Below are 21,871 nucleotides of genomic sequence, written 5' to 3'. Positions count from 1 at the left end.
TCATATAGGAAAAGAAAAAAAGAGGACTGCCAACATTTTATTGTTAGACAGTCCCGCCGCCGTCTTGAATTGAATTGGTTGCATTTGGCGGTCGCTGTCTTGCTTGTACAACACCACTCGTACATCACAGACAATCAGATCAAAACTATCATTACTAAATATTTTGAGCATAAAAAAAACGCACCCGCTTAATCTCACTGCTCCCCCCGGTGGAACGATCGGAACAGTTCAATTAAGACGGGTACGTATATCTAATACGTACCACGTCTCTCCAAAGATACTCGATCGTTCCACCGGGAGAGTATCTATGGTTGTAGTACATTTAAAAGTTCTAAACTCTATCGAGCGAAATCTCCATCGCTCGTGTGACAAAGATATAAATAAATTCATAAAAAGTACAACACACCTCTAAATACTTTAAATATCGAATATTTTCAGGTATTTACTCCCCTTATTTCCCCGACAAACCGGGGTTTTCCTATACTGTTAAGCGATTAAAAGGCGACAGTTGGCTGACAAATAGGCGGCATCGCCCACTATTCACCTACTCCTCGCCCACTCTTCGCCCACGTTTTAACAAACATTAATCTTATTTGGCTTGACAAAGGCTCCCGCCGGCAGTACCTTTGATTTACTTGCGAAAAAGCAAGCGGGACAGAACGGTAGGGTATTAGGTTACATTTAAAATTTAACAACCATGGTAGAAATTAAATCAGGAGCACTTCTCGGCGCCCACGGGCGTTACCAAGGGATGGTGATATTCCAAAAAGGCAAAAAAACGTACGGGAGAGCATTGCCCTCGTACGACGGAAACGCGGACTCTCCCTCGCGGAAAGTCCAAAACGCACGACTCGCGGCAGCCGTCACTCATTACCAAACGATAAAGGAAACGTTTCTTTATCACGCGTGGCGCATGGAAGCTACCCGCCGGGAGGTGATCTCGGGGTACAACCTCTTCCTCAAGGAAAACATCAAGGCGTACAACACGGATTACACCGTGGGAGATTTCAGACTGCTGACGCTGGTACCGGGAGCCCTTCAGGTTCCTTTCCGGATGCAGCAACAGGAAGCCCCGGCAGGCGTGTTTTCCATCACGTGGGAAGCCTCCCCGTGGGTCAGCCGTCAGAGAAACAAGGATACGTTCATGCTCGCCGTGATCTATGACGACGAACCCTTTCGCGTGGAAATTATCGAGAACACGGGCATCACCCGCCTCGACGGAACTGCAACCATTCCGCTCGCCCAAGCGGGCGCCGGAAAAGCCCACATCTACGCCTTCTTCACGAACGAGGCAAGAGACGCCTTCACGAACAACGTGTATTTCAACGTGAAACTGGAATAACCCGTTCCCGACGAAACACGACAAAGACTCAATCATCCAGCAGTCCGCTTGCAGGGCGGACTGCCGGATGACAATCACACCTTTTTTTCAAACTTAAAACATAATCTTATGGCAATATTTGATTCACATCTTTTCGATAACGCCTCGGGTTCGGTAGGGAACGTCACCATGTGCCGCTTCAGGAACCGGAACGTGGTAAAAGCTAAAATCAGCTTCAAAAGCAAGAAGCAAAGCACCGCACAACGAGTGCAACAGGCTCGCTTCAGCATCTTATCCGCTCTGGCACGCTATTTTTGCCCGGCAGTTCAGGCCGGCTTCCCGGGAAAATCATATTCCGAAGCCCGCACCCTCTTCATCGGGATGAACCAGAAAAGCGTGGAAATCGACGAGGAAACGCTCGCCGCCACGGTACACCGGGAACGCCTCACTTTCTCCAAAGGGAACCTGACTCCTCCCGCAGTGGAAGTAACCATACATCACGAGAACCGAGAAGTTCACGTGAAATGGCAACGGCAAGCCCTTTCGCCCGTGGCAAAAGACGCGGATGATATCACCCTCGTCCTCTTCGACACGGTAACACAAAAATCCCGTGTTTACCCCCTAGGCAAACGGGGAACGCCCGGAGAAACGGCATTCCCGCTACACAAGAAATTTACCCCCGGGAACACGCTCGCCTATGCTTTCGCCCACTCCTCCGTCAACGACAGGGCTTCCCGGAGTATTTTCATCGAGGTGAGGCACAAATCATAAACGCAAGACGTGGGATTTAATGCCTCCTCTCCCCCTTCCCGGCGTATATCCTCGTAATAACAGGCACAGGAGGCAAGATATAAAGAACAAAGCGACAAAATAACTTTCCTCATCATTTCATGTTTTGTAACTTTCACTCTCCAAGAATTTTTCCCCGCTTCATCACCATCTGAATATTCCGCAACTCCTTGATATTATCATACGGGTTGCCGTTCAGCACGAGTAAATCCGCTTGCATTCCGACTTCCACGGCTCCCGCTTTATCGGCGATGCCCAGCACTTCCGCAGCGACTCTCGTGACAGAGAAAATTGCTTCCATGGGATAGAAATCACATTTCTCCACGTAGAGATCAAGTTCGTCAAACAGGAAAGGAAAGGGGCGGCTCAGATCGTTGATATAGTCTGTTCCGGCGCAAATCTTCACGCCGATTTGGCGTGCCCTCTTTACAAAACGTACCGACCAATCCATACCGTTCTCCATGCACAGGAAAAGAGTCGGGTCAAAAATCAACCCTTTCGCTTTCACCGTCTGCAAGAAACGCTCCACGGACATATTCTCGTGATCGATCTTATCGTAATATTTCTCGTAATTCTCGAATATTTTACCGCTCAACCCTTCCGAAACGCCTTCCCATTCCAACATATACGCGTGAGAGATCACCTGCACCCCGGCATCTGCCACATCCCACGGTTTAGCGGGAAACAACGTGGCGTGTCCCCATACTTGCAACCCATGTTCCTTGGCTTTCCGCACGATCGGCAACAAAGCCTCCCGGTCGAATCCACCGTAAATCTTCACCCCCGTGCACCCCCACTCTTTTGCTTCCCGCATGGCTTTATCCAAATCGTCACCGGGACGGAGGCATTGCATCCACGGGGCGAAGGGCTCTGCCCATCCTTCCACCATACTTTTCTCCCGATCGTTACCCTCGAAATAGGCGGGACCCGCCATGAAGGCTGCATAATAAATGTCCGGTCCTATATATTTCCCTTGCTCCACACCTTCCTTTAAATCCTTTAACACACGGGCATCCCCAGCAGCATCCCGAATAGAAGTTATACCGTGACGCAAGAAATATTCCAGATGCTTTGCCCGGTCTGCCTGTGTTTCCTTGGGATCATTAGCAATATGCACGTGAGCATCTATCAATCCCGGCATCACGTACTTTCCTGTCATATCCTTCACTTTCCCGTCAATCCCGTTCCCCGCATTCTTCCCGACAGCTTGAATATACCCGTCCTTCACCACGACATCAACACCCTCGCGGATATTTCCCTCCACGACATCGACAACATTCGTGTTTTTCAAAATAATCGCTTTCTCTTGAGCCGTCCCATTCAGCCACAACACAAACAGTACGGCAAACAAGCCACATATCTTTCTCATGATTTTTTCTCTTTTATGATTTTTCGGATTTGCTCCAAATCGGGATTCTTCAACACGATATTTCCCTCTGGATCTATCAGGTAAACCGTCGGAACCTGCTCTACCTTATAAGCGTCACGCACCCGACTATTCTCGAAACCGTCACTATCTATCAGCTGTACCCACGATACCCCATCTTCTTTCAAAGCCTGCAACCAAGGTTCTTTCTTGCTATCCAGCGACACTGAAATTACCTCTAACCCGACTTCCCGTAATTCCGGGTATTGCTTATTCAATTCTTTGTTCTTTTTTCTACATGGCGCACACCACGAAGCCCAGAAGTCCAACAACACGTATTTTCCCCGGAAAGCCGCCAATTGTATTTTCTGCCCTTCTGCGTCGGGCAATTCAAATTCAGGTGCTTTCCCTGTCAACTGCTTCGCTTTCATTTTCTCGTACAACTCAAAAATACGTTCCCGCATATCACTTTCCGGTCCGCCATTCCCCAAGGCCTCTACCGCCCGGGTAAAAAACTCGAAATCCACCTCACAATAAAAAAGAATGTCATGTACCAGATTTTGGGCAATCTCTGTTCCCGCGAATCTCCGTACTCCTTCCAGCAATACATTATTTTTGTACTTGAACTTTTTATCCAGCATTTCCGAGATCATTGCTTTCCGATGAATATCGGTAATCGTATCGTATCCTTGGCATGAATTCTCGTAATCCCGATTCAACTCATCCAGTTTCTTTTGCAATTCCACGTATTCGTTCTGCAAGGATGCCCCTTCCGAAAGCGCGTAATACCGCTCGTTCGATTCGACCAGCACGTAACGTTTCTCTTCCGTGTACAACGGTATCCGAAGATAATCCTTCGGGAAGTTTATCAACACGACCTTTTTCAACGGAATATTCCCCGCTAACGAGAACGTTCCGTCCTCCCGAATGGGAGCCGCGATCAAATATTCTCCCCGTCGGGCATCGGGCATCGTGATTTCAACACTATCACTTCTCCATTGTTTCTCGATTTCACCCGATATCTGTACGGATTCCTGTTTACACCCCAACAAAACGAACAAGAATCCGAAATACACTAATCTCCCCATAACAAATTGATTTGATTAATTCAAAAAGGAGAGTCCATAAGGCCAGCAGCAAACTCTGACCTTACAGACTTTTGACTATCCTCCTAAATATACATACACGAAAACAATTTACGGCACATTCGTGAAGCCGTAACCATCTTGTTGCTTGTAAATGTTACTTTCCGGGTATAACTTTTTCCACACGGCAGATGATAATACCTCGGCAGGGATTTCTCCCGTCATCCTGTTATTTATCAATTTCAATCCGCCGTATCCCAAGTTCATCTTCGCCAATTCAACAGGAATCGTTCCGGTGATATTATTATCATTTAACATCAAATAACTCAACACGGTACAATCTCCCAACTCGGCGGGTAATGTTCCGGACAGCAAGTTATTGTTTATATACAAATTCCGTAACTTCGTCATAGTAGAAATACCATTCAAAGTTCCTTCCAACTGATTGTTTGCAAGATAAACATCCGTCAAAGCCGGACTGAACTCGCTCAAATTAATCTCTCCGGACAGTTGATTATTCTCCAATCTCAAAGTCTGCAATTCCGGCAAGTTCCTTAACCAAGAAAGATTACCCGAGAATGAATTATAACTTGCTTCCAGTTTCTTCAACTTCGTCAACCCGGAGAAAACATCAGCAGCTACACCTTGGATACCGGACTTTCCGGACGCTCCCGTTAGATTCAACTCCTCTAAACCGGATAAAGTAGATATCACGGCAGGCAATTGCGTCAACCCCGTATAAGGCATCGTCAGCTTTTTCAAACCTGTCATTTGTCCGATTCCGTCCGGCAAAGAAGTTAATGCCTCACAATGGCTCAAATCAATTGATGTCACCCCGGTTAAACTACCGATACTCTCCGGCAAAGCCTCCAAAGAAGTACATTCATAGAAATTCAACGACGTCAATTTAGCCAGATTACCAAAACTTTCCGGAATCTCTTTCAATAATTTACAACCTCTTAAAGTCAGGCTATTTATCTGCAGATTCCCGAAATCACTTGACAGACGCTCCAACCACTCGCAATTGGATAAGTCCAATGTTGTCAATTTACTCAAATTGCCAAAACCTTCGGGCAGCTCTTTCAATACTTTACAACCGGATAAAGTCAAACTTGTCAAATTCACCAACTTACTAAAACTTGTTCCTAAAGAAGCCAAAGATTGACACCCTCTCAAATCCAACGTGGTAAGATTCTCTGCCAGTTCACCGATATCATCCGGCAAGCTATAAATATTCGTTCCGGCAAGGCTCAACAACTTCAAACTTTTCATCTTGGAAATCCCCGTCGGTAAATCCCCGATCAAATACATCGTGGAAAGATTTAATTCTTCCAATGCCGGCAAAGTATAGAACCCGGCAAACGATTCTATCGGTACTTTCAATGCAGCAGGTTTAAACACCTTTAATGAAAGCATGGAAGACATATCATTCGGCAGGAACCATTCCGTTCCATCGGAGAAATTCACGTCCAGCGTTTCCAATTTCCGCAAATTAATCAAACTGTTCGGGCACTTGTACACTTTTCCCATTCCCCCGACTTTCAAAGACCTCAATTCTCGTAAATTCCCAATCTCGTTAGCCAGCTCTCCACTCAATTTAAAATCATTCAACGATAAGCCGACAATCCGTTGTTCTCCTTCTATTTCTTCCAATATCACGCCCGTCCATTCGGTCATCGGTTTTTTCGTATTCCAAGGCTTCATCCAGTCCTCACCCTTCAGCGCTTTATATACGGCAAGCATTGCCAAGCTATCGGTTCTCCGGTTATATTTCGACTCGTAGGTAAACTGTTTCACGTACACGGTGTCAACTTTCCCGGTATTTTCTTGACGAACAATCAGTTTACAAAAACGCTCCTCCATCCCCTCGTTCACTCTCAACGTTACGCCAACAACGGCATTTCCCTCATCGCCTGATTTAGGCTCGTAATCCAACAGCCAAGGTGTTTCTTTCTCCGGCTCCACACTCCACTTCCCCCCGATAGCACGCAACTCGAATCCTTGAGCATTCCCGAAAGCGTCTATCAGAATCTCGTTATTCAACAATTTCAACCCGGGAGTCATGTCTTCCGGTACAACCGGGTCGGGAACATCCTTGAAGTTATAATCCTCACAAGATGAAAATATCCAAAGCGACATGATGCCCAATAGCATCCAACTGATAATATATCGTTTCATAATCTCCATTATTAATATTTTCTTACTTAATCTTATAAAGTAATGCCACCGGCTCATCAGAGATCCCCTCGTACTTATTTACCAAGGCTCCCGTATCCGCATCATAGATATACAACGACCCCTTGTACTCGCCTTCCCGATCCGGATTGTAAGTGGCAATATAGAATTGTTTCTGCCGCGAATAATCTTGATATTCTGCATCACTAACGCTTCGGGAACACTGGTAATGATTCATACAACGCACTTCTTCTCCATCAGGCAAGGTGATAAAAGGATTCGCCTCCAAATCATGTTGGGTATAGAACCATTTGTATACCTTATTCCCATTGGAAACAAAAGCACAAGAGTAATAATCATTCGGTAATATCTGTGAATCTTCCGTAACTATACCTTCCCGGATCGGACGTTCAAAAAGTACCCAAAGACCTCCTCCTCCGGCAAAATTGTACATCATAGCTTTAACACCCGTGATGACAGTTTGCCCTCCCGTGCGATTGATCACGTAGACATCATTACCGTCCGTTGATTCATTCTGAAACAATTTGACTACATACCTGCCTTTAAAATAATCAAAACAGTCCTGATAAGAGAAAAAAGGATCGTACCCGTTCGCACCATTCCAACACACGGCATCCCGGTCTTTACCGATAAATACTCTCGTCATGCTATTCTTCCAGCTCGGACGATCATAAGCATCCGTGTACACGGTTTCTTTCGGAAGACCGGGAAAGGGGAATATCGCCTGTTGATCCGTTTGTACCATCGCAACACCCCCATTTTTGGAAACAACTTCAAACTCTCTGCTAAAATTACCGTCATAAGCCATTAATCTCCCCGGCAGAAAATCCAAAGCGTAATATTTAAAATCATATTCATACACTTTCTTGAATGTTTTAGCATCTATCTGGAGCATTTTCTGTGACGTCCCATGCAAAATATACAAAAACTTTCCCACCTTATCCACGTCCACGGGATCCATAAACAATTCCTCCCCTTCGTTCGCGTAAGCATAAGCATTCTGCATAAACGTCGGTTGCATTCCTTGTTCTATTTCTTCAGGTGTAAGAGTTTTCATGAAAGCAATACTCCCTTTCCCGTCCGGGCGACGTCCTAGAATGGTATATCCCTCTTCAAACTGGGAATTCACAAAAACATGGTAATATTTGATCGTGCTTCCATCCTCGCTAGTTACCACTTGCCGCAGGTGATAGTGTCCCAAATCACGTACCACATAACTCAAGTCTTTTTCTTTAGAGATATTCTTGAAAACTGTCATAGACTCGCCCGTTTGCGAATCCATCGAGTAAAGTCCCATATCCCACTGGTAAGTTAACGCATCGGTTTCACACTCTATATCTCCTTTAATTTCCAATGTATTATTGAAATAGATATTGATCGAATCTTTTGCCGTTTGATTAATTTTCACCTCGATAATCGGTTGATCCGCCAATTTTGAATTATCATCATAACATGCCTGTAAGCCGCACAAGATGACAATCATGCTCCATATATATTTTATCTTGTTCATAATATCCTATTTTTCAATCATTCATACTCTGTTGTTGCCGGATCCGGTAACTTGTAATGATCATCTCCGGATTGGATATAATACTCGTACATGGGAGTATAAACATGTTGTTTAAAGAAACCCAGATAAACATAGGTCGTCAACAGGTACTCGAATCGATCATGCGCCGTGTTATCTAGATACTCGCCCCATTTGGAAACGATATCATCATAAAGCACGGGGAGTGATTCTTTCGTGGCATGGAAATATTTGATAAACAGAATCAATTTATCCTGATTATATGTTCCTAAACGATCAGGACGCCACCATTCCGGCTGCTCTAAACTGATATCCCCAAAAAACACGACACATCTCGTCCTGTTCGTCGGTATATAATCGTCATTCGCTTCCAAATTCAAGTAGAGCTTGTACTGGATGTCTTTCACTAGATTGTCTCTCTTGAAATCCAATTTAATAGCAGCCGTCACCGAATCTTTCATGAAAACTTGAATCTCGTCCATATCATAATGGACGCCCAGTTTAGCAGTCGAATTACGGATATCAGCACTTACTTTGAATTCCACGTCTTGGTCAAAATTCGCCAACCCAATCAAACTAATCGGGACTTCGAGATCGACATCTTTATCTTCTCTTGGTCCATACTGGAAAAAGAAGGAATCCCTATCGAAATAAATCTTATTTGTCAACGACGTGTTATATAATTGATAGTCATCATCCGTGCACGAAAATAATGCCCCGAATAACAATATGGCAATAATATATATCTTTTTCATAACATTCAAATTAATCTCTGTATTCATATTCACTATCAGGCACGGGGAACACGTAAATATCCTTTGAAGGTTGGAAAGTCTGGTCAGTAATCGCCTCATATATAGACATATTATAATGTTTCAATATCTGGAACCACTGTCCCTCGCAAACCAATTCTTTCCGCCTGTCATTATTGATATTCATACGAGTCACAACGACCATCCCATCCCCCTTGTTAAAACCATTCAAACCACGGGCACGCACGACCTTATCCAAATAGGTGGCAGCTGTTTCCATGTCGGACTGCAATAAATAGTATTCAGCCACGATATAGTACAATTCCGGTAAACGAATCATATTAATACCGCTCAATTTCGTCACGGGACGCGTATTCAGACGCACCTTGAAACGATCGACCACTTTCATACACCGCAACCCCTCGGCACCATGATCGGACAAGGTCTGAAACCATTTATCCAAGCGATAATCGAACCCGTCCTGATCTATCTCATAAATATCACGATAATCCGGTTTGGGATCATAAGAAAGATTTCCTCCGCTAGAGTAAAGAACATCACGGGTAAAATTCGGAAATTCTTCTGAATACAATCCCCAAATTGTTTCCTTATCGGAAATCACTCCATTCATAATATCCTCGACATCAGTCTTCGCCTCCATAGAGAAATAGGGAGCTTCTATTACCTTCATGGCATAATTTTTAGCCGTTTCCAGATCTCCTTTCTCCCAATACACTCGTGCCAAGAGTGCTTGCACCGCATACAGATTCATGTGAATCACCCGGTCTTTCACGAATCCTCCGGCATTCTCATCCGTCCGGTCAAAATATTCGCCATGTTCCGCTAATAATCTCTCCGCCTCCTTAAAGTCCCGGATAATCTTATTGTACGATTCACTGATCGGGTCAAACGGGGTAACCTGATAAGAATATTTCTCCCGGTAGGGAATACCCGTCGCGTTCGGGTTCTGGATAATACTCTCCGAGAACAAGCGCAACAATTCGAAATGCATGAAAGCTCTCAATCCCAAGCCTTCAGCCTTATACACGTTATACAAGGCAAATTCGGAAGGATCACGTTCCGCCAAATTCTCCAACATATTATTCACGTAAGAAATCCCCCTGTACATTGATATCCATATCGTATCAATTTCGGGACGCACTTCCATGTGCTTATAATTATACAATCGTAACTCGTTTGACCAGTGTTTATCCCATCTGCCTGAAAAATACTGCCCCACGACATCCACCAACCCGTAAGTCATATTCTTCCCGTACAACGGCTCTCTCGCCAGAAAAGAATAAACACCGTAAATAGCTTCCTCGAAACCTTCGGCGGTTTCAAACAGTTTGTTATTCACAATCTCTCCCGTCGGCTTGACATCCAAAAAATCATCACAGGAAAAGCAAGCGATCAACAGGATAAACAATATATATTTCAATCTTTTCATAACCATATTTATTAGAAAGTCGGACTAATTGAAAAAGTAAATCCGCGACTGAACGGATATGATGTTCCCCGCTCGAATTTAACTGTCGACATACGGAAAGGATCTTTCATTCCGGCGCTCAATCTCAATCGCTTGAAACCTATCTTTTTCAACAAGTTTTGATTAAATTCATAAGAAAGTTCTATACTTCTGCATATTACGTTGTTATCATCCTCCACGAACCGACTGGTATGATAACTGGTGCGCGAATCAGCATTTGCAATGTCCAGATAAGGCGGAACATCGTTCACATTTTTCCAACGTTCTTCAAATGCTCGTCGGTCTACATTATGCCGGGGATTCACGTTCTCAACATTATCGGCACGGGTTGTGTTGTAAATCTGCCCCCCGAAATTGTACTCGAAAGAAAGATTAATCTGCCATCCCCGGTAAGACAACATAGGGAAAAAAGCCCCTTTCAACCATGCATTCTCGTCACCCACGACCACCTTGTCATTCGGATCATATTCCAATGTCCATGCCCCATTCCGTTTGATAAATACTTCTTCTCCGGTAGCCGGATTAATTCCCGCGGAACGAACGGCATAAATAGCAGTAGTGGATTCACCTTCTTTATACAATACCTTCGGTGATGAAGAACCATCCGCGTTTGCCTCCTCGTTGTACTTGGCCAAACTATTACTGATACCCAAAATCTCGTTCTTGTTATGGTCACCGTTTACTTTTATACTAAAACGCCAATCTTTGGTCGAGAGTAACAAGGCCGTCACGTCAAACTCGAATCCGACATTGCGCATCTGCCCGAGGTTATTCCGCACGGTACTCTCACCCACGGAAGGCGGTACAGACATATCTATCAGTACATCATCCGTCGTCTTCCTGTAATAATCAAAAGTTAAATTAATACGTCCATCCCAAAAATCGGCAGTCAACCCGATATTGTGCGCTTTCGTCAAATCCCATTTCAAATCCCTATTACCCATCGTTTTGGGTATAGCACCAATACCGTGCAGATAAAAATTATCCCCATTATAAAAATAAGTTGTCACGGCTTGATAAGGTGCAAAACTCACGTTTCCGGTTACACCGTAAGAATAACGTAAACGGAAAGTATTCACCCATCCGAAACGAGTTGCAAATTCCTCGTTATGAATGTTCCAACCTGCCCCCACTGACCAGAAAGGAGCAAATCTATTCTCATCTCCAAACTTCGAAGAACCGGAACGACGGAATGAACCATCCACGAAATAACGGTTTTTGAGAATAAAGTTAGCATTCACGAACGGACCTATTTTAGTACTGACATCTTCGGAACCATCAGGTCTAGTCCCCGTACCGAATCCGGCTGCAAAATTAGGAGCATGCAAGGACGATTTATAAAAACCATAAGCCGTGTACCCGTCTCTTGTAGTTGTTTCTTTCATAATATCAGCCCCCGCATGAAGCGTCAGAAGTAAATCTTCCCCGAAATTTTGGGCGTAATTCGCGATAATCTTCCCCTCGTATTTCAAATATCTTTCATTCACAATTTCCAATGTTCCCTGCTCCGAACGGTTAGAAACACCGTTAAACACGTTTGACTCCGGAGAATAGAACACTTCCGTCCGATCCTTGGAAGTCACAATAGACCCGCTTCCATTGATAAAAAGACCGGGCAAGACATCCCAACGGAAAGATAAAGTATTCGTGAACGAACGACTATTTCCCTCGTCATAATTCCCGCATTCAGCCTCATACAACGGATTCGCCATTTCCCATGAACCTGTTTTATTCAAACGCCCGTATTCATCGTACGGCGCATCATAAGGATTCATTCTCACGTAATCTGAGAATTTCCCGTAAGGACTTTCTTTCCATTTCAAATCGGAGAAACTGGATTGGAAAGATACCGTCAATTTATTGTCCACGTGATAAGAGAGGAACATTGTCAAGCCTATCGTGTTACGGTAGTCTTTCTTCATGACACCCTTCACGTTTCTCACGTTCGCGTTTACCCGGTACGTCATACCATTACCCCGACCGCTCACGCCGATAGAATTGTTTATCGTGAAACCGGAACGCAAAGGCTTGGACATCCAATCCGTATCCAATCCCTTGGATATTAATATCTTCTTCCGGTTATATTCTTCAAAATCATTCAACAACTCGAAATTATACAATCCGGCCAAACGCTCGAATTCCAATTTATCCTTGGCATCCAGATAATCGTAAGATTTCAAATCGGGTACTTCTAGCGCCCCGTCCAAATTATAAGACAAACGCAACCTGTCATTCAACACTCTCTTTCGCTCGATCACGATAACTCCATTGGAGGCTTTCTCTCCATAAAGAGCGGTGGCAGAAGCATCCTTCAACACATCAACACGTTCGATATCATTGATATCAAGGTCATACAAATCACGCATCGTGATTTCCACTCCATCCAAAATAATTACCGGCTGATTGGCACTCTGGTCAGCTTCCGTGGATAAAGACGAAGTACCCCGGATAACAATCTCCGGCATCCGGTTCGGGTTCGACCCGAAAGCATTGTTTTCCACCATTCGCATACCCGGGGTCAACATCGAAATCGCGCTCACGAGATTCGTGTTCGACACAGCCTTGAGTTCTTCCACCGTCATCGTCTTCACGGAACCCGTGAAACTATCCTTCTTTTTCGTGAAAAATCCGGTCACGACGACATCCTCCAATGCCTTACTGTCGGACTTCATAACAACATTGTATTCCGTTTTCTTCTTCGAGATGTTCAACTCGTAGGTCTGCATCCCCACGTACGAGAATACCAGTTTCGTGGTATCGGATTCGGGAACCTCCAAGGCAAATTTACCATCGACATCAGTAGCCGTACCGATAGTTGTCCACTTGATTACCACGGTAACACCGGGTAGCGTCAATCCCTCCTCGTCCGTCACGGTTCCTTTAATCTTAATCCCCTTCGGCTTCTCGTCCTTAACGGGAATCGCGGCATAATAAATCACCACGTGATCACTCGTGATGTCATAACGCAAGGGCTTACCTGCAAGGGCGATATCTAATATCTCCTCCACAGACTTGTCATGTACTTTTCCATTTACAGTGTACTTCTGGACATCTTCATGATTAAACACGAACTTTAAATTAGTCTTCTTCTGAAGCTGTTCAAAAAACTGAACCATGTTCATGTTCTCGAACACAAAATCAATTCGCTCCTGTTGCGACCAAACTTTCGCATTCAAACTGGAGAAGCCCAAAATCAACACTAGGAATACCAGCTTGATTTTAATCATAATCCAGATTAGGTTTCTACATAAAAATTTCATAACTTTGTTTTTCAAGTTTAACATTAAAATTCCTTTGGCGAGGAGTTTTATATACATGAGGCATACGGCAAATATGCCTCATGTTTTATTTTTAATTTCTACTATTGTCTTTTACGGTAAGCATTCTTCCTTTTAAATTCAAACTTATCTTTTTCGTTTTTTCAAGAATAGCGATGACTTCGCTTATCGAGGAACTCCGCTTAAACCACGCGGAGAAATGGTAATCTTTCACTTGCTGATTCATGTAGAACACATCGACATCATACCAGCGGGCAAGCTCATCCAGAATATTTTCCAAACGGCATTGCGAGAACGAGAAGTTCCCGTCCCTCCACGCTATCTGGCTCTCCACATCCACTTTCCGCACCTCCACTTGCCCGTCTTTTAATATGGCTTGTTGTCCCGGAACCAACTTGTTCACGGTCTTACCTCTTTCAATTTGCACGCTACCTTCCACCAAAGTCGTGGCTGTCCCTTCGTTGGAATAACTCCGGGCGTTAAATTGAGTCCCCGTCACCCGGATATTATACTCCCTCATCCTCACGACAAAAGGCTTCCCGCCATCTTTCGCGACCTCGAAATATGCCTCCCCCCGCAACTCGACCTGACGCATATCACCGAAAAACCTCACCGGATAACGAATATAGCTATCGGAATTCAACCAGACAATGGTTCCGTCCGACAGAGCTAATTTATACTCTCCGCCCCGGGGAACCGTTACCGCGTTATAAACGACGCCCGCCGGAACAGAATCCTGCACTTGATTATATACCAACGCCTTTTCCTCCGAATGGGAAATAACGGTACCTTTTTCTTTCAGTTGAGGCAACGTGTCCGTCAACACGATTTGTTCTCCCGTGGACAACGTTAAGGTCGCCATTTTCTTCCCGGGCAGTACCACGGAACGAGTGTAAGTTATTTTTTCATCTTGCTTTTCACGTGAAAGAAGCGCCAAAGCCACCCCCAGAACCGACACGAACATTGCCGCGTATCCCGCCACACGATAAACCAAAGTTCTTCTTCTAGCGGGACGCACCTTACGCCATGCTTTCTCCTTGTTTACCTTCTTCACCACCAATGAAGCTAAAATCCCGGAGCGAATCTTACGCAAGTCTTCAAAATACTCCTGATGTTCCTCATCCTGACACCACGCTTCAAAGCACGCCCCCTCTTCTTGGGACAAACTCTCTCCCGAGAGCTTTTTCATGATTATATCTTCTATTTCTTCCTGCATTGTTATGGTTATTTTCATACTAAAGACAGGTAAGAATTTAAAACGAGTGGTTCAAAAATGAAAAAAAATCACCTATTCCTTATTTTTTTCTTTTTGCCGATATAACGCGATAAAAAGAACAGAGTAGGAAATACTCTTCCGTGCCTCTTCCCTCAGAAAAGAATATGCCTTTTTTATATGATCCTTCACCGTGTTCAACGATATCCCCAACTCCCCCGCTATTTCCGCGTAAGACTTGGAATCGAGCACACTCATCTCCAGCACCCTTCGTCTTTTTTCCGGTAACTTCTCCAACAAACGACTCACCTCCTCGATCAGAACTTCCGGACTTTCATCCGTTTCCGACATCTCCGACATCAAACAATGTTGCCTGTATTTATCCACAACCTGCTGGTGTTCCAAATGATTCAGACATCTATTCTTTACACTGAATGACAAATATCCCTGAATATTCTCAATCCCCCTCAGTTCCTCACGCTTCTCCCACAACCGCACGAAAACCTCCTGCACGACATCTTCCGCCACGTCCGGATCATTCGTATAATAAACGGCTTGTTGCACCATTCCCACGTACGAAGAATCGAACAGACATTTGAATATCTTCTCGTCACCATCTATCAAGCGACCCATATCGATCGGAACAGCCTGCATCATAGATCCATTTTTTACACGTTTTAATTCCCCACATCTTTTATATCCCAAGACGACATAAAATACTCTCCGAATGCACAAATATAAAGAATAATCTTTAAAGCCAAACAATCACACAAATTATCGTAATGACAAAAATACACCAAAGGAGGAAGCCAAGCGACCTCCTCCTTTGTCCTAAAAACTATATAAATATTTCATTCTAAGTTGGAAATATCAAAACCATCACATCCCTTTATTGCTTCCTGCAATATCCGGTATTTCTTTTTCATCAAGGGATATTTCTCCAATAACATATCCCGTTCTCCCGGAGTCACACGGAACACGAACTCCAACCACTGCGAAACATCGATACTTTTATTGGGAGCTTGAATCCACCATCCTCCCAAAATCGGATCATCATCATAACTCGTGTTACCCGGATCATACGAAATAAATCCCATCTCGTGCCAATCCACATCATCCGGAGTATAAACCACATCCCAGTCCCAATCACTCTGCCCGTAAAACTTCTTACTCACCTCGTAAAAATCATCCGGAATAACAAAAACACCTTTAACAGCAGCCAAATAATCACTCCAGAACTTAGCATTCACTTCTCCTCGAATCTCCCGGATATCGCTATCCGTATAATTGTTCATTTCCGTACGAATCCCGGCAATAGCGACAAAATTGGTACTCGCGTAAGCATGATAAGAAGGTATTTGATCTTCCATCCCGAGGAAAAGAACCGAATCAGCCATAATAATAGAATACGGGAAATATTTCTTTTTAAAATTATCCGGATAAATATCAATAAAGACATCTTTCACCATATCCAACCCCTTTTGTAATAAAACAGCTTCTTGAACAGGCGCTACAATCTTGATATTATTACGTTTTTTAAAATTGTATCGATAATCCTCTACTTCCGGATCTTTAATGATAATCGTCCGGTAATCTTGATAAAACTGATAGATATAATGTTGAACGGGATCGGATGGATCGTCTTCCAAGTTATACCAACTGTCTTCCACCTTGGCGTGAATATCATCTTCATTCGAACACGCGTAAAAGCCAAGCAACAACACGCATATAATCATTAATCTTATTCGTTCCATAACTTCTTCTTTTTAAATTTATCTACTTATCCCGTCGTGGGCGATCGATATTCTCTATTGATAAATTCATCTCCCGTTCTTTCTGTGGTATCGGCAAAGTATAAGCAGGATCATCCTTTTGTAAGACATATTCAATATAATTACTCGGATTCTCCGCTGAAGAAAAACGATGTGTAATCTTCGGACGATCCCACCGGCGTAAATCAAACCAACGGAAACCCTCGAAACAGAACTCCATCCGCCGCTCGTCCTTTACCAGTGTAAAGGCATCCTCAGCCGTCGTCGCCGTGACCTCGTAATTCTCGGAAATTCGCTTCTCCCGAAGAGCATTAATCTCCCGAAGCGCCTCGGTGGTCATCCCTTTTGCCGCGTACGCCTCAGCCCGGTTCAGATACACCTCTGCCAAACGGAAAGCATGAGGATACATACCATCTGACGTGGAGCCATAATATTTCATCGGCTTCATTCCTCCTGCACTAAAAAATAGAGTAGAAGTCTTCCGTTCGTCATTTTCCGCATACAAATCCGATAAATCCGTTGACGGAATAAAAGCAGCACGCCTCAAAGAAGAGTACTGAAAAGCAGCCAAACCACCAGAAGGAGCTTCACCATAAGAAAATAATATTTCATGATTCCCGACATTCAAAAAACGAGGGATTGCATAGGTCGCCGTCATATCAAATAACGCCTTTTCCGTCGAGAGCAGCACAGAATCGGCATAAGCAATCACTTTGTCATAATCCTTCCGGAAAAGTGCTATTCTGGAAGCCAACAAATAAGAAGTCGGCAAATTCGGACGAAAAATTGTTTTCTCGACTGTCGACACCTTAAAAGCTGCAATTGAAGATATTATATCCGCCTCCATTAAGTCATACACATCTTTTATCGAAGAACGGGACAATGATTTTTCTTCAATACCTGTAGCCCGATTGATTGGTACACAAAAATCTTTAGCTGCCTGTTTTTCATCGACATACGGCTTACCATATAAATTAGCCAACATAAAATAAGACCAAGCACGCAAAAAATAAGCCTCACCCGCCAAATCCATTTTCTCCGCATGTGTTCCCTCCATTTCATCCAAAGCCTCCAATATAATATTAGCAATCAATATTCTATGGTAATATTCACCCCATGCATTGTCTTCCAACAAAGAATTGTCCTGCTGAATCTCTGGATATTCCTGCCAAGTGTAATAAGACCAAAATTTACGAGCATCCACACTCGTTTCATAAGGTCTTTTTATATTAATAATTTCATCGGCATCATCTGTCATAATATCCAAATATTCACAAAGGACAACCTTATTGTTCAAACCTTCACCATACAAAAACTCCTTGTAATTCTGCACAGTCTTGGGAATCATCAAATCTTGAGAATTTTCCTCCAGAAAATCGCTACATCCACCCAGTAACATTCCCGTTACGATAATATATATAAGTATCTTCATCACAAACCTATTTAGAATGAAACATTTAATCTCAACGAGTATCCCCTCTGTGGCGGGACTGTACCCGAGCCCATGGTTACTTGCTCCGGATCACGTCCTTTCAAATCCTTGCTTTTAATCACGAAAAGATTGCTCACGTCAAAACTTAAGCTGGCAGCCGAGATATAAAACTTTTGTAACCATTCCGGGGCAACATCATAACGTAGACTCAAAGAACGACAACGGAGAAAATCCCCCGAAACCACCCTTAAATCGCTTTTATTATACATATCCCAACGATTATTGGCTATCGGATATTTTCTCTCGTAAGTAGTAAATGCCATTGCATCATCCGACAATGCCGGAATAACCGTCTTATCCCCCGGTTCACGCCAACGATGCACAAACTCGCTGGACATATTTTGCTGCGGGAACGGCAATGCCTGTCCCGACTCGTAATAAAGATTATTCAACCGAACTTTATTCCCCAAAGCGAAGGAAAAGTTTGCATTCATCGTCAAACGTTTAAATCTCAAGTTCGTTGAAAAACCACCCGACAGAGTCGGCTCACGCCGTCCCGCGTACACGAATGCCGCATCGAAAGCCTCTTCCTGCGTAACAATAACAACCTCCCCGTCCTCATTCTTTTCCGACTCCCCGTAGAACGTGGGTAATCCCTCGTCATTCAACCCCTTGAAACGATAAGCGTAGAAACTGTTTATTGATTTCCCGTTACGAACCAAAGTCCCGTTCACGTAATCACTCCATGTCACGGACAGCTCTTCTCCGGCATTCTTCACCTTATTATAATTTTTTGCCGTGTTGAACGAAAAACTCCAGTTCCAATCCTTTCCACGGACAGGATTCACGTTAACACTTAACTCCCACCCGCTGTTATTCACATCACCATCATTGATCGCCACGTAATTAGCACCAGTAGACGGAGCCAACGTTTTTTGCACGACTTGATCCTCGCCTATTTTCTTGTACACTTCTACCGTACCGGACAACAAGGAGCGGAAGAAAGAAAAATCGACACCTAAATTATAAGATTTTGTCTTTTCCCACTTCAAATTGTCATTGGGCAACTTATATAACGTGGATTCATACTCTTTAGAAATATTATCCAAAGCCCCCATCTTGACAATCAGATTCGGCGTTTGATCCGGATGCACATTTCCTTGTATCCCGTAAGACAGACGGAATGCTAGTTCATCCAGCCATTCTACAGAAGTCATAAATACCTCATTATGCAGATTCCACTTGGCTGAAGCTGACCAAACCGGCAAGAAACGTACACTTTTATCTTGTCCGAACTTATTGGAACCGTCTGTACGAATATTAAAATTCGCGATATAACGATCGCCATAGGAATAAGTGAACGTACCGTACCACGACACGATATTCGTCAGGTTATCCGTAATCACATCCGGAGTCTTAGCCACCTTCTCTGCATATCCTTTCCATGTAGCCAAGTCTATATTCACAAACTTCTTTCCCCGTTCCGGCAAATATCCCCATTGCGTGGATTTCAGCGCATCGTACTTCGAGGAAGTAACCTCACTCCCGACCATAGCAGACAACTGATGTTCTCCCCAAGACTCATGATAAGCAAAACTGTTACGTATCGTGTACCTCGTGTTTCTTGTATCCTCCTTCACCAGCTCTCCTCCCATCGGGATCAAACACTTCGCGGCAAAATCACGGCTTACCTCCGCGGGGAGCGGTGTCCCGTAAGGAGTACCCCGTTGCTGAGAAACATAATAAGACTTCTCGCTTGCCCAATAAGTCTGATAATTATTGTTCGTCGTCAACCCGATAATAGAACTAAATTTCAAGCTGGGCATAATATTCCAATCCAAGGAAATATCAAATCTCAAAGCTTGATTCTTCACGGTCGAACCACTTTCCTTCAACTCGTTTAAAACATTAAAAGGAATATTTTCCGAAATCCCGAAAGCATTGTCATAATAAAACAATTCCCCCTCCCCGTCATACACGGGAATCGCTCTTGATGTTTGTGCCGCATACTGGTAGACATCAATGGAATTATGAGGTCGTTTCGTGTTTGTCAACGCCCCACTCATATTCATTCCCACTTTAAAATTAGGAGTAAACCGGGTGTTTACCTTAATCAACGCATTAAAGCGATCCAGATCCTCTTTTTTGTTTACACTCTGGTCATTCGCGTAACCGACAGAGAAATAGTAATCCGTGTTATCCGTTGCCCCGGATACGGCTATCGCATGTTGATGACTAACGGACGTCCGGAACAACAAATCATACCAATCCGTGTTTAATTCTTTCAAATCTTTCACTTTATAACGGAACTCATCATACGACAGCTTACCGTTCCACAAATCCATCAATGCACCTTCATACCCCATGCTTGTTGGCTGGAACGTGTAAAACTGTAATCCTTTCCGATGCATCTCCTCCGACAACTCCACCCGTTCTTCCGAATCCATCAAACGCATCACTTTATAAGAAGGCGGCGTCATAACCGAAATTCCCCCGGCATAATTAATTCTGGGTTTTCCCCTTTTTCCTTTTTTCGTGGTAACCACTATCACGCCGTTTGCTGCCTTCACGCCATAAATAGCCGTAGCACTCGCGTCTTTCAAAATATCAACCCGTTCAATATCATTCGGGTTCAGACTGGAAATAGCGTTCCCTATCAGATTCACCCGATCCATACTATTCAATTCCTCCGTAGAAAGTTGTACCGGTTCATCCAGAATAATACCATCCACTACCCACACGGGTTCCCGGTTTCCCGTGATAGAAGAAGATCCCCTAATCCGAATTTTCGGGGCGGCTCCCGGTGTCGATGTTTGATTCAAAACGGCGACTCCTGCCAGACGCCCTTGTAACATCTGATCAATGGAAATAGCATTTCCCCCTATCAAATCCTCCCCCTTGATCGAGGCAATAGAACTGGATAATTTCCGTTTGTCGATCTCTTGATACCCCGTCACCACCACTTCATCCATCTGTTCCACCGACTCCTTCAACACAACCTTCATGAACGTTGTATCCGCTTTTACCTCCTTGCTCTCCATCCCGACAAAAGAAAATACCAGAAAGATATCTTCCCCGGCAGGCACATCCAGCTTAAAAGCACCCTCGACATCGGTCACCGTACCCATTCCCGTTCCCTTGATCACGATACTTACTCCGGGTAATCTAATCCCCTTCTCATCAACCACCATACCCCGCACCTCTTTTTTCTTCGCTTTAGACTCCATTACCGCTTTCGGGCGGGTAATGACCAACACGTACCCTTGTGTCACCTCGTACCCGTAAGGCAAATGTTCAAATATTTTTTCCAACGCTGTTTCCAGCGACACTTGATTCAGTTCGACACTAACCCTCTGCCGAACATCCACTTCCCGGCTATTATACATGAAATAAAAACCGGTCTGCGCTTTGATTTCACGAAACACCTCTTTCAACGTCTGATCCGAAAACTTGGCACTTACAACCTGCTGTGCCACACTTCCGGCAGAAAGATGCAAAGCAAAAACAAGCATTAGTAAACTCGTTAATTTCATAATCCTCATGATTTTATTTGCACATTTCCCTCGTGCAAATTCATACCACTTACTTCTTTTTTTCATAACTTTGTTTTTTACATTTAAATCTATTCCTGTTTAGCCGACAGGATATTT

15 protein-coding genes are annotated in these 21,871 nt (G+C 43.9%); 3 read left to right on the top strand and 12 right to left on the bottom strand.

What is annotated here, in order from left to right:
• The 3 genes from L0M98_RS20740 to L0M98_RS20730 all read left to right on the top strand — a co-directional run.
• The coding region (locus L0M98_RS20740; protein WP_227217479.1) for a hypothetical protein at positions 1-192 on the top strand (192 nt) is incomplete at its 5' end.
• 505 nt (positions 193-697) lie between these two features.
• Entirely contained in the window at positions 698-1,342 is a 645-nt protein-coding gene (locus L0M98_RS20735) for a hypothetical protein (protein WP_227217480.1), read from the top strand.
• A gap of 108 nt (positions 1,343-1,450) precedes the next feature.
• The gene (locus L0M98_RS20730) at positions 1,451-2,092 is read left to right on the top strand and encodes a hypothetical protein (protein WP_186976925.1); all 642 of its coding nucleotides are present in this window, start codon (positions 1,451-1,453) and stop codon (positions 2,090-2,092) included.
• 133 nt (positions 2,093-2,225) lie between these two features.
• Here L0M98_RS20730 and L0M98_RS20725 read toward each other — a convergent pair whose 3' ends face one another.
• The 12 genes from L0M98_RS20725 to L0M98_RS20670 all read right to left on the bottom strand — a co-directional run bounded on the left by L0M98_RS20725 (position 2,226) and on the right by L0M98_RS20670 (position 21,820).
• Positions 2,226-3,479, bottom strand: a complete 1,254-nt coding sequence (locus L0M98_RS20725; protein WP_227217481.1) for an amidohydrolase family protein — start codon at positions 3,477-3,479, stop codon at positions 2,226-2,228.
• Complete coding sequence (locus tag L0M98_RS20720; protein ID WP_227217482.1) at positions 3,476-4,564, bottom strand: peroxiredoxin family protein; 1,089 nt, start codon at positions 4,562-4,564, stop codon at positions 3,476-3,478. The genes L0M98_RS20725 and L0M98_RS20720 overlap by 4 nt, the downstream gene beginning before the upstream one ends.
• A gap of 108 nt (positions 4,565-4,672) precedes the next feature.
• Positions 4,673-6,739, bottom strand: coding sequence for a leucine-rich repeat domain-containing protein (locus tag L0M98_RS20715; RefSeq protein WP_227217484.1), 2,067 nt, complete (start codon positions 6,737-6,739; stop codon positions 4,673-4,675).
• A gap of 22 nt (positions 6,740-6,761) precedes the next feature.
• Entirely contained in the window at positions 6,762-8,267 is a 1,506-nt protein-coding gene (locus L0M98_RS20710) for a hypothetical protein (RefSeq protein ID WP_099290668.1), read from the bottom strand.
• 17 nt (positions 8,268-8,284) lie between these two features.
• Positions 8,285-9,040: a DUF4843 domain-containing protein gene (locus L0M98_RS20705; protein WP_176554931.1), complete on the bottom strand. Its 756-nt coding sequence runs from the start codon at positions 9,038-9,040 to the stop codon at positions 8,285-8,287.
• A gap of 10 nt (positions 9,041-9,050) precedes the next feature.
• Positions 9,051-10,487: a RagB/SusD family nutrient uptake outer membrane protein gene (locus tag L0M98_RS20700; protein WP_176554932.1), complete on the bottom strand. Its 1,437-nt coding sequence runs from the start codon at positions 10,485-10,487 to the stop codon at positions 9,051-9,053.
• Positions 10,488-10,498: 11 nt separating this feature from the next.
• A complete protein-coding gene (locus L0M98_RS20695) occupies positions 10,499-13,786 on the bottom strand; it encodes a SusC/RagA family TonB-linked outer membrane protein (RefSeq protein WP_176554933.1) in 3,288 nt (1,095 codons plus the stop codon).
• 91 nt (positions 13,787-13,877) lie between these two features.
• Positions 13,878-15,038: a FecR family protein gene (locus L0M98_RS20690; RefSeq protein WP_222621187.1), complete on the bottom strand. Its 1,161-nt coding sequence runs from the start codon at positions 15,036-15,038 to the stop codon at positions 13,878-13,880.
• A gap of 54 nt (positions 15,039-15,092) precedes the next feature.
• A complete protein-coding gene (locus tag L0M98_RS20685; protein WP_099290673.1) occupies positions 15,093-15,674 on the bottom strand; it encodes an RNA polymerase sigma-70 factor in 582 nt (193 codons plus the stop codon).
• A gap of 194 nt (positions 15,675-15,868) precedes the next feature.
• Positions 15,869-16,771 carry a hypothetical protein gene (locus L0M98_RS20680; protein WP_186976940.1) on the bottom strand — a complete coding sequence of 301 codons (903 nt, stop codon included), beginning with the start codon at positions 16,769-16,771 and terminating at the stop codon, positions 15,869-15,871.
• A gap of 22 nt (positions 16,772-16,793) precedes the next feature.
• Positions 16,794-18,221 carry a RagB/SusD family nutrient uptake outer membrane protein gene (locus tag L0M98_RS20675; protein WP_186976942.1) on the bottom strand — a complete coding sequence of 476 codons (1,428 nt, stop codon included), beginning with the start codon at positions 18,219-18,221 and terminating at the stop codon, positions 16,794-16,796.
• 11 nt (positions 18,222-18,232) lie between these two features.
• Positions 18,233-21,820, bottom strand: coding sequence for a TonB-dependent receptor (locus L0M98_RS20670; RefSeq protein ID WP_186976945.1), 3,588 nt, complete (start codon positions 21,818-21,820; stop codon positions 18,233-18,235).
• Positions 21,821-21,871: the final 51 nt, after the last annotated feature.

Source organism: Butyricimonas sp. DFI.6.44 (assembly GCF_022132345.1).
Classification (GTDB): Bacteria; Bacteroidota; Bacteroidia; order Bacteroidales; family Marinifilaceae; genus Butyricimonas; species Butyricimonas muris.
The sequence above is the reverse complement of the archived record's forward strand: the minus strand, read 5'-3'. Positions and strand labels throughout refer to the sequence as shown.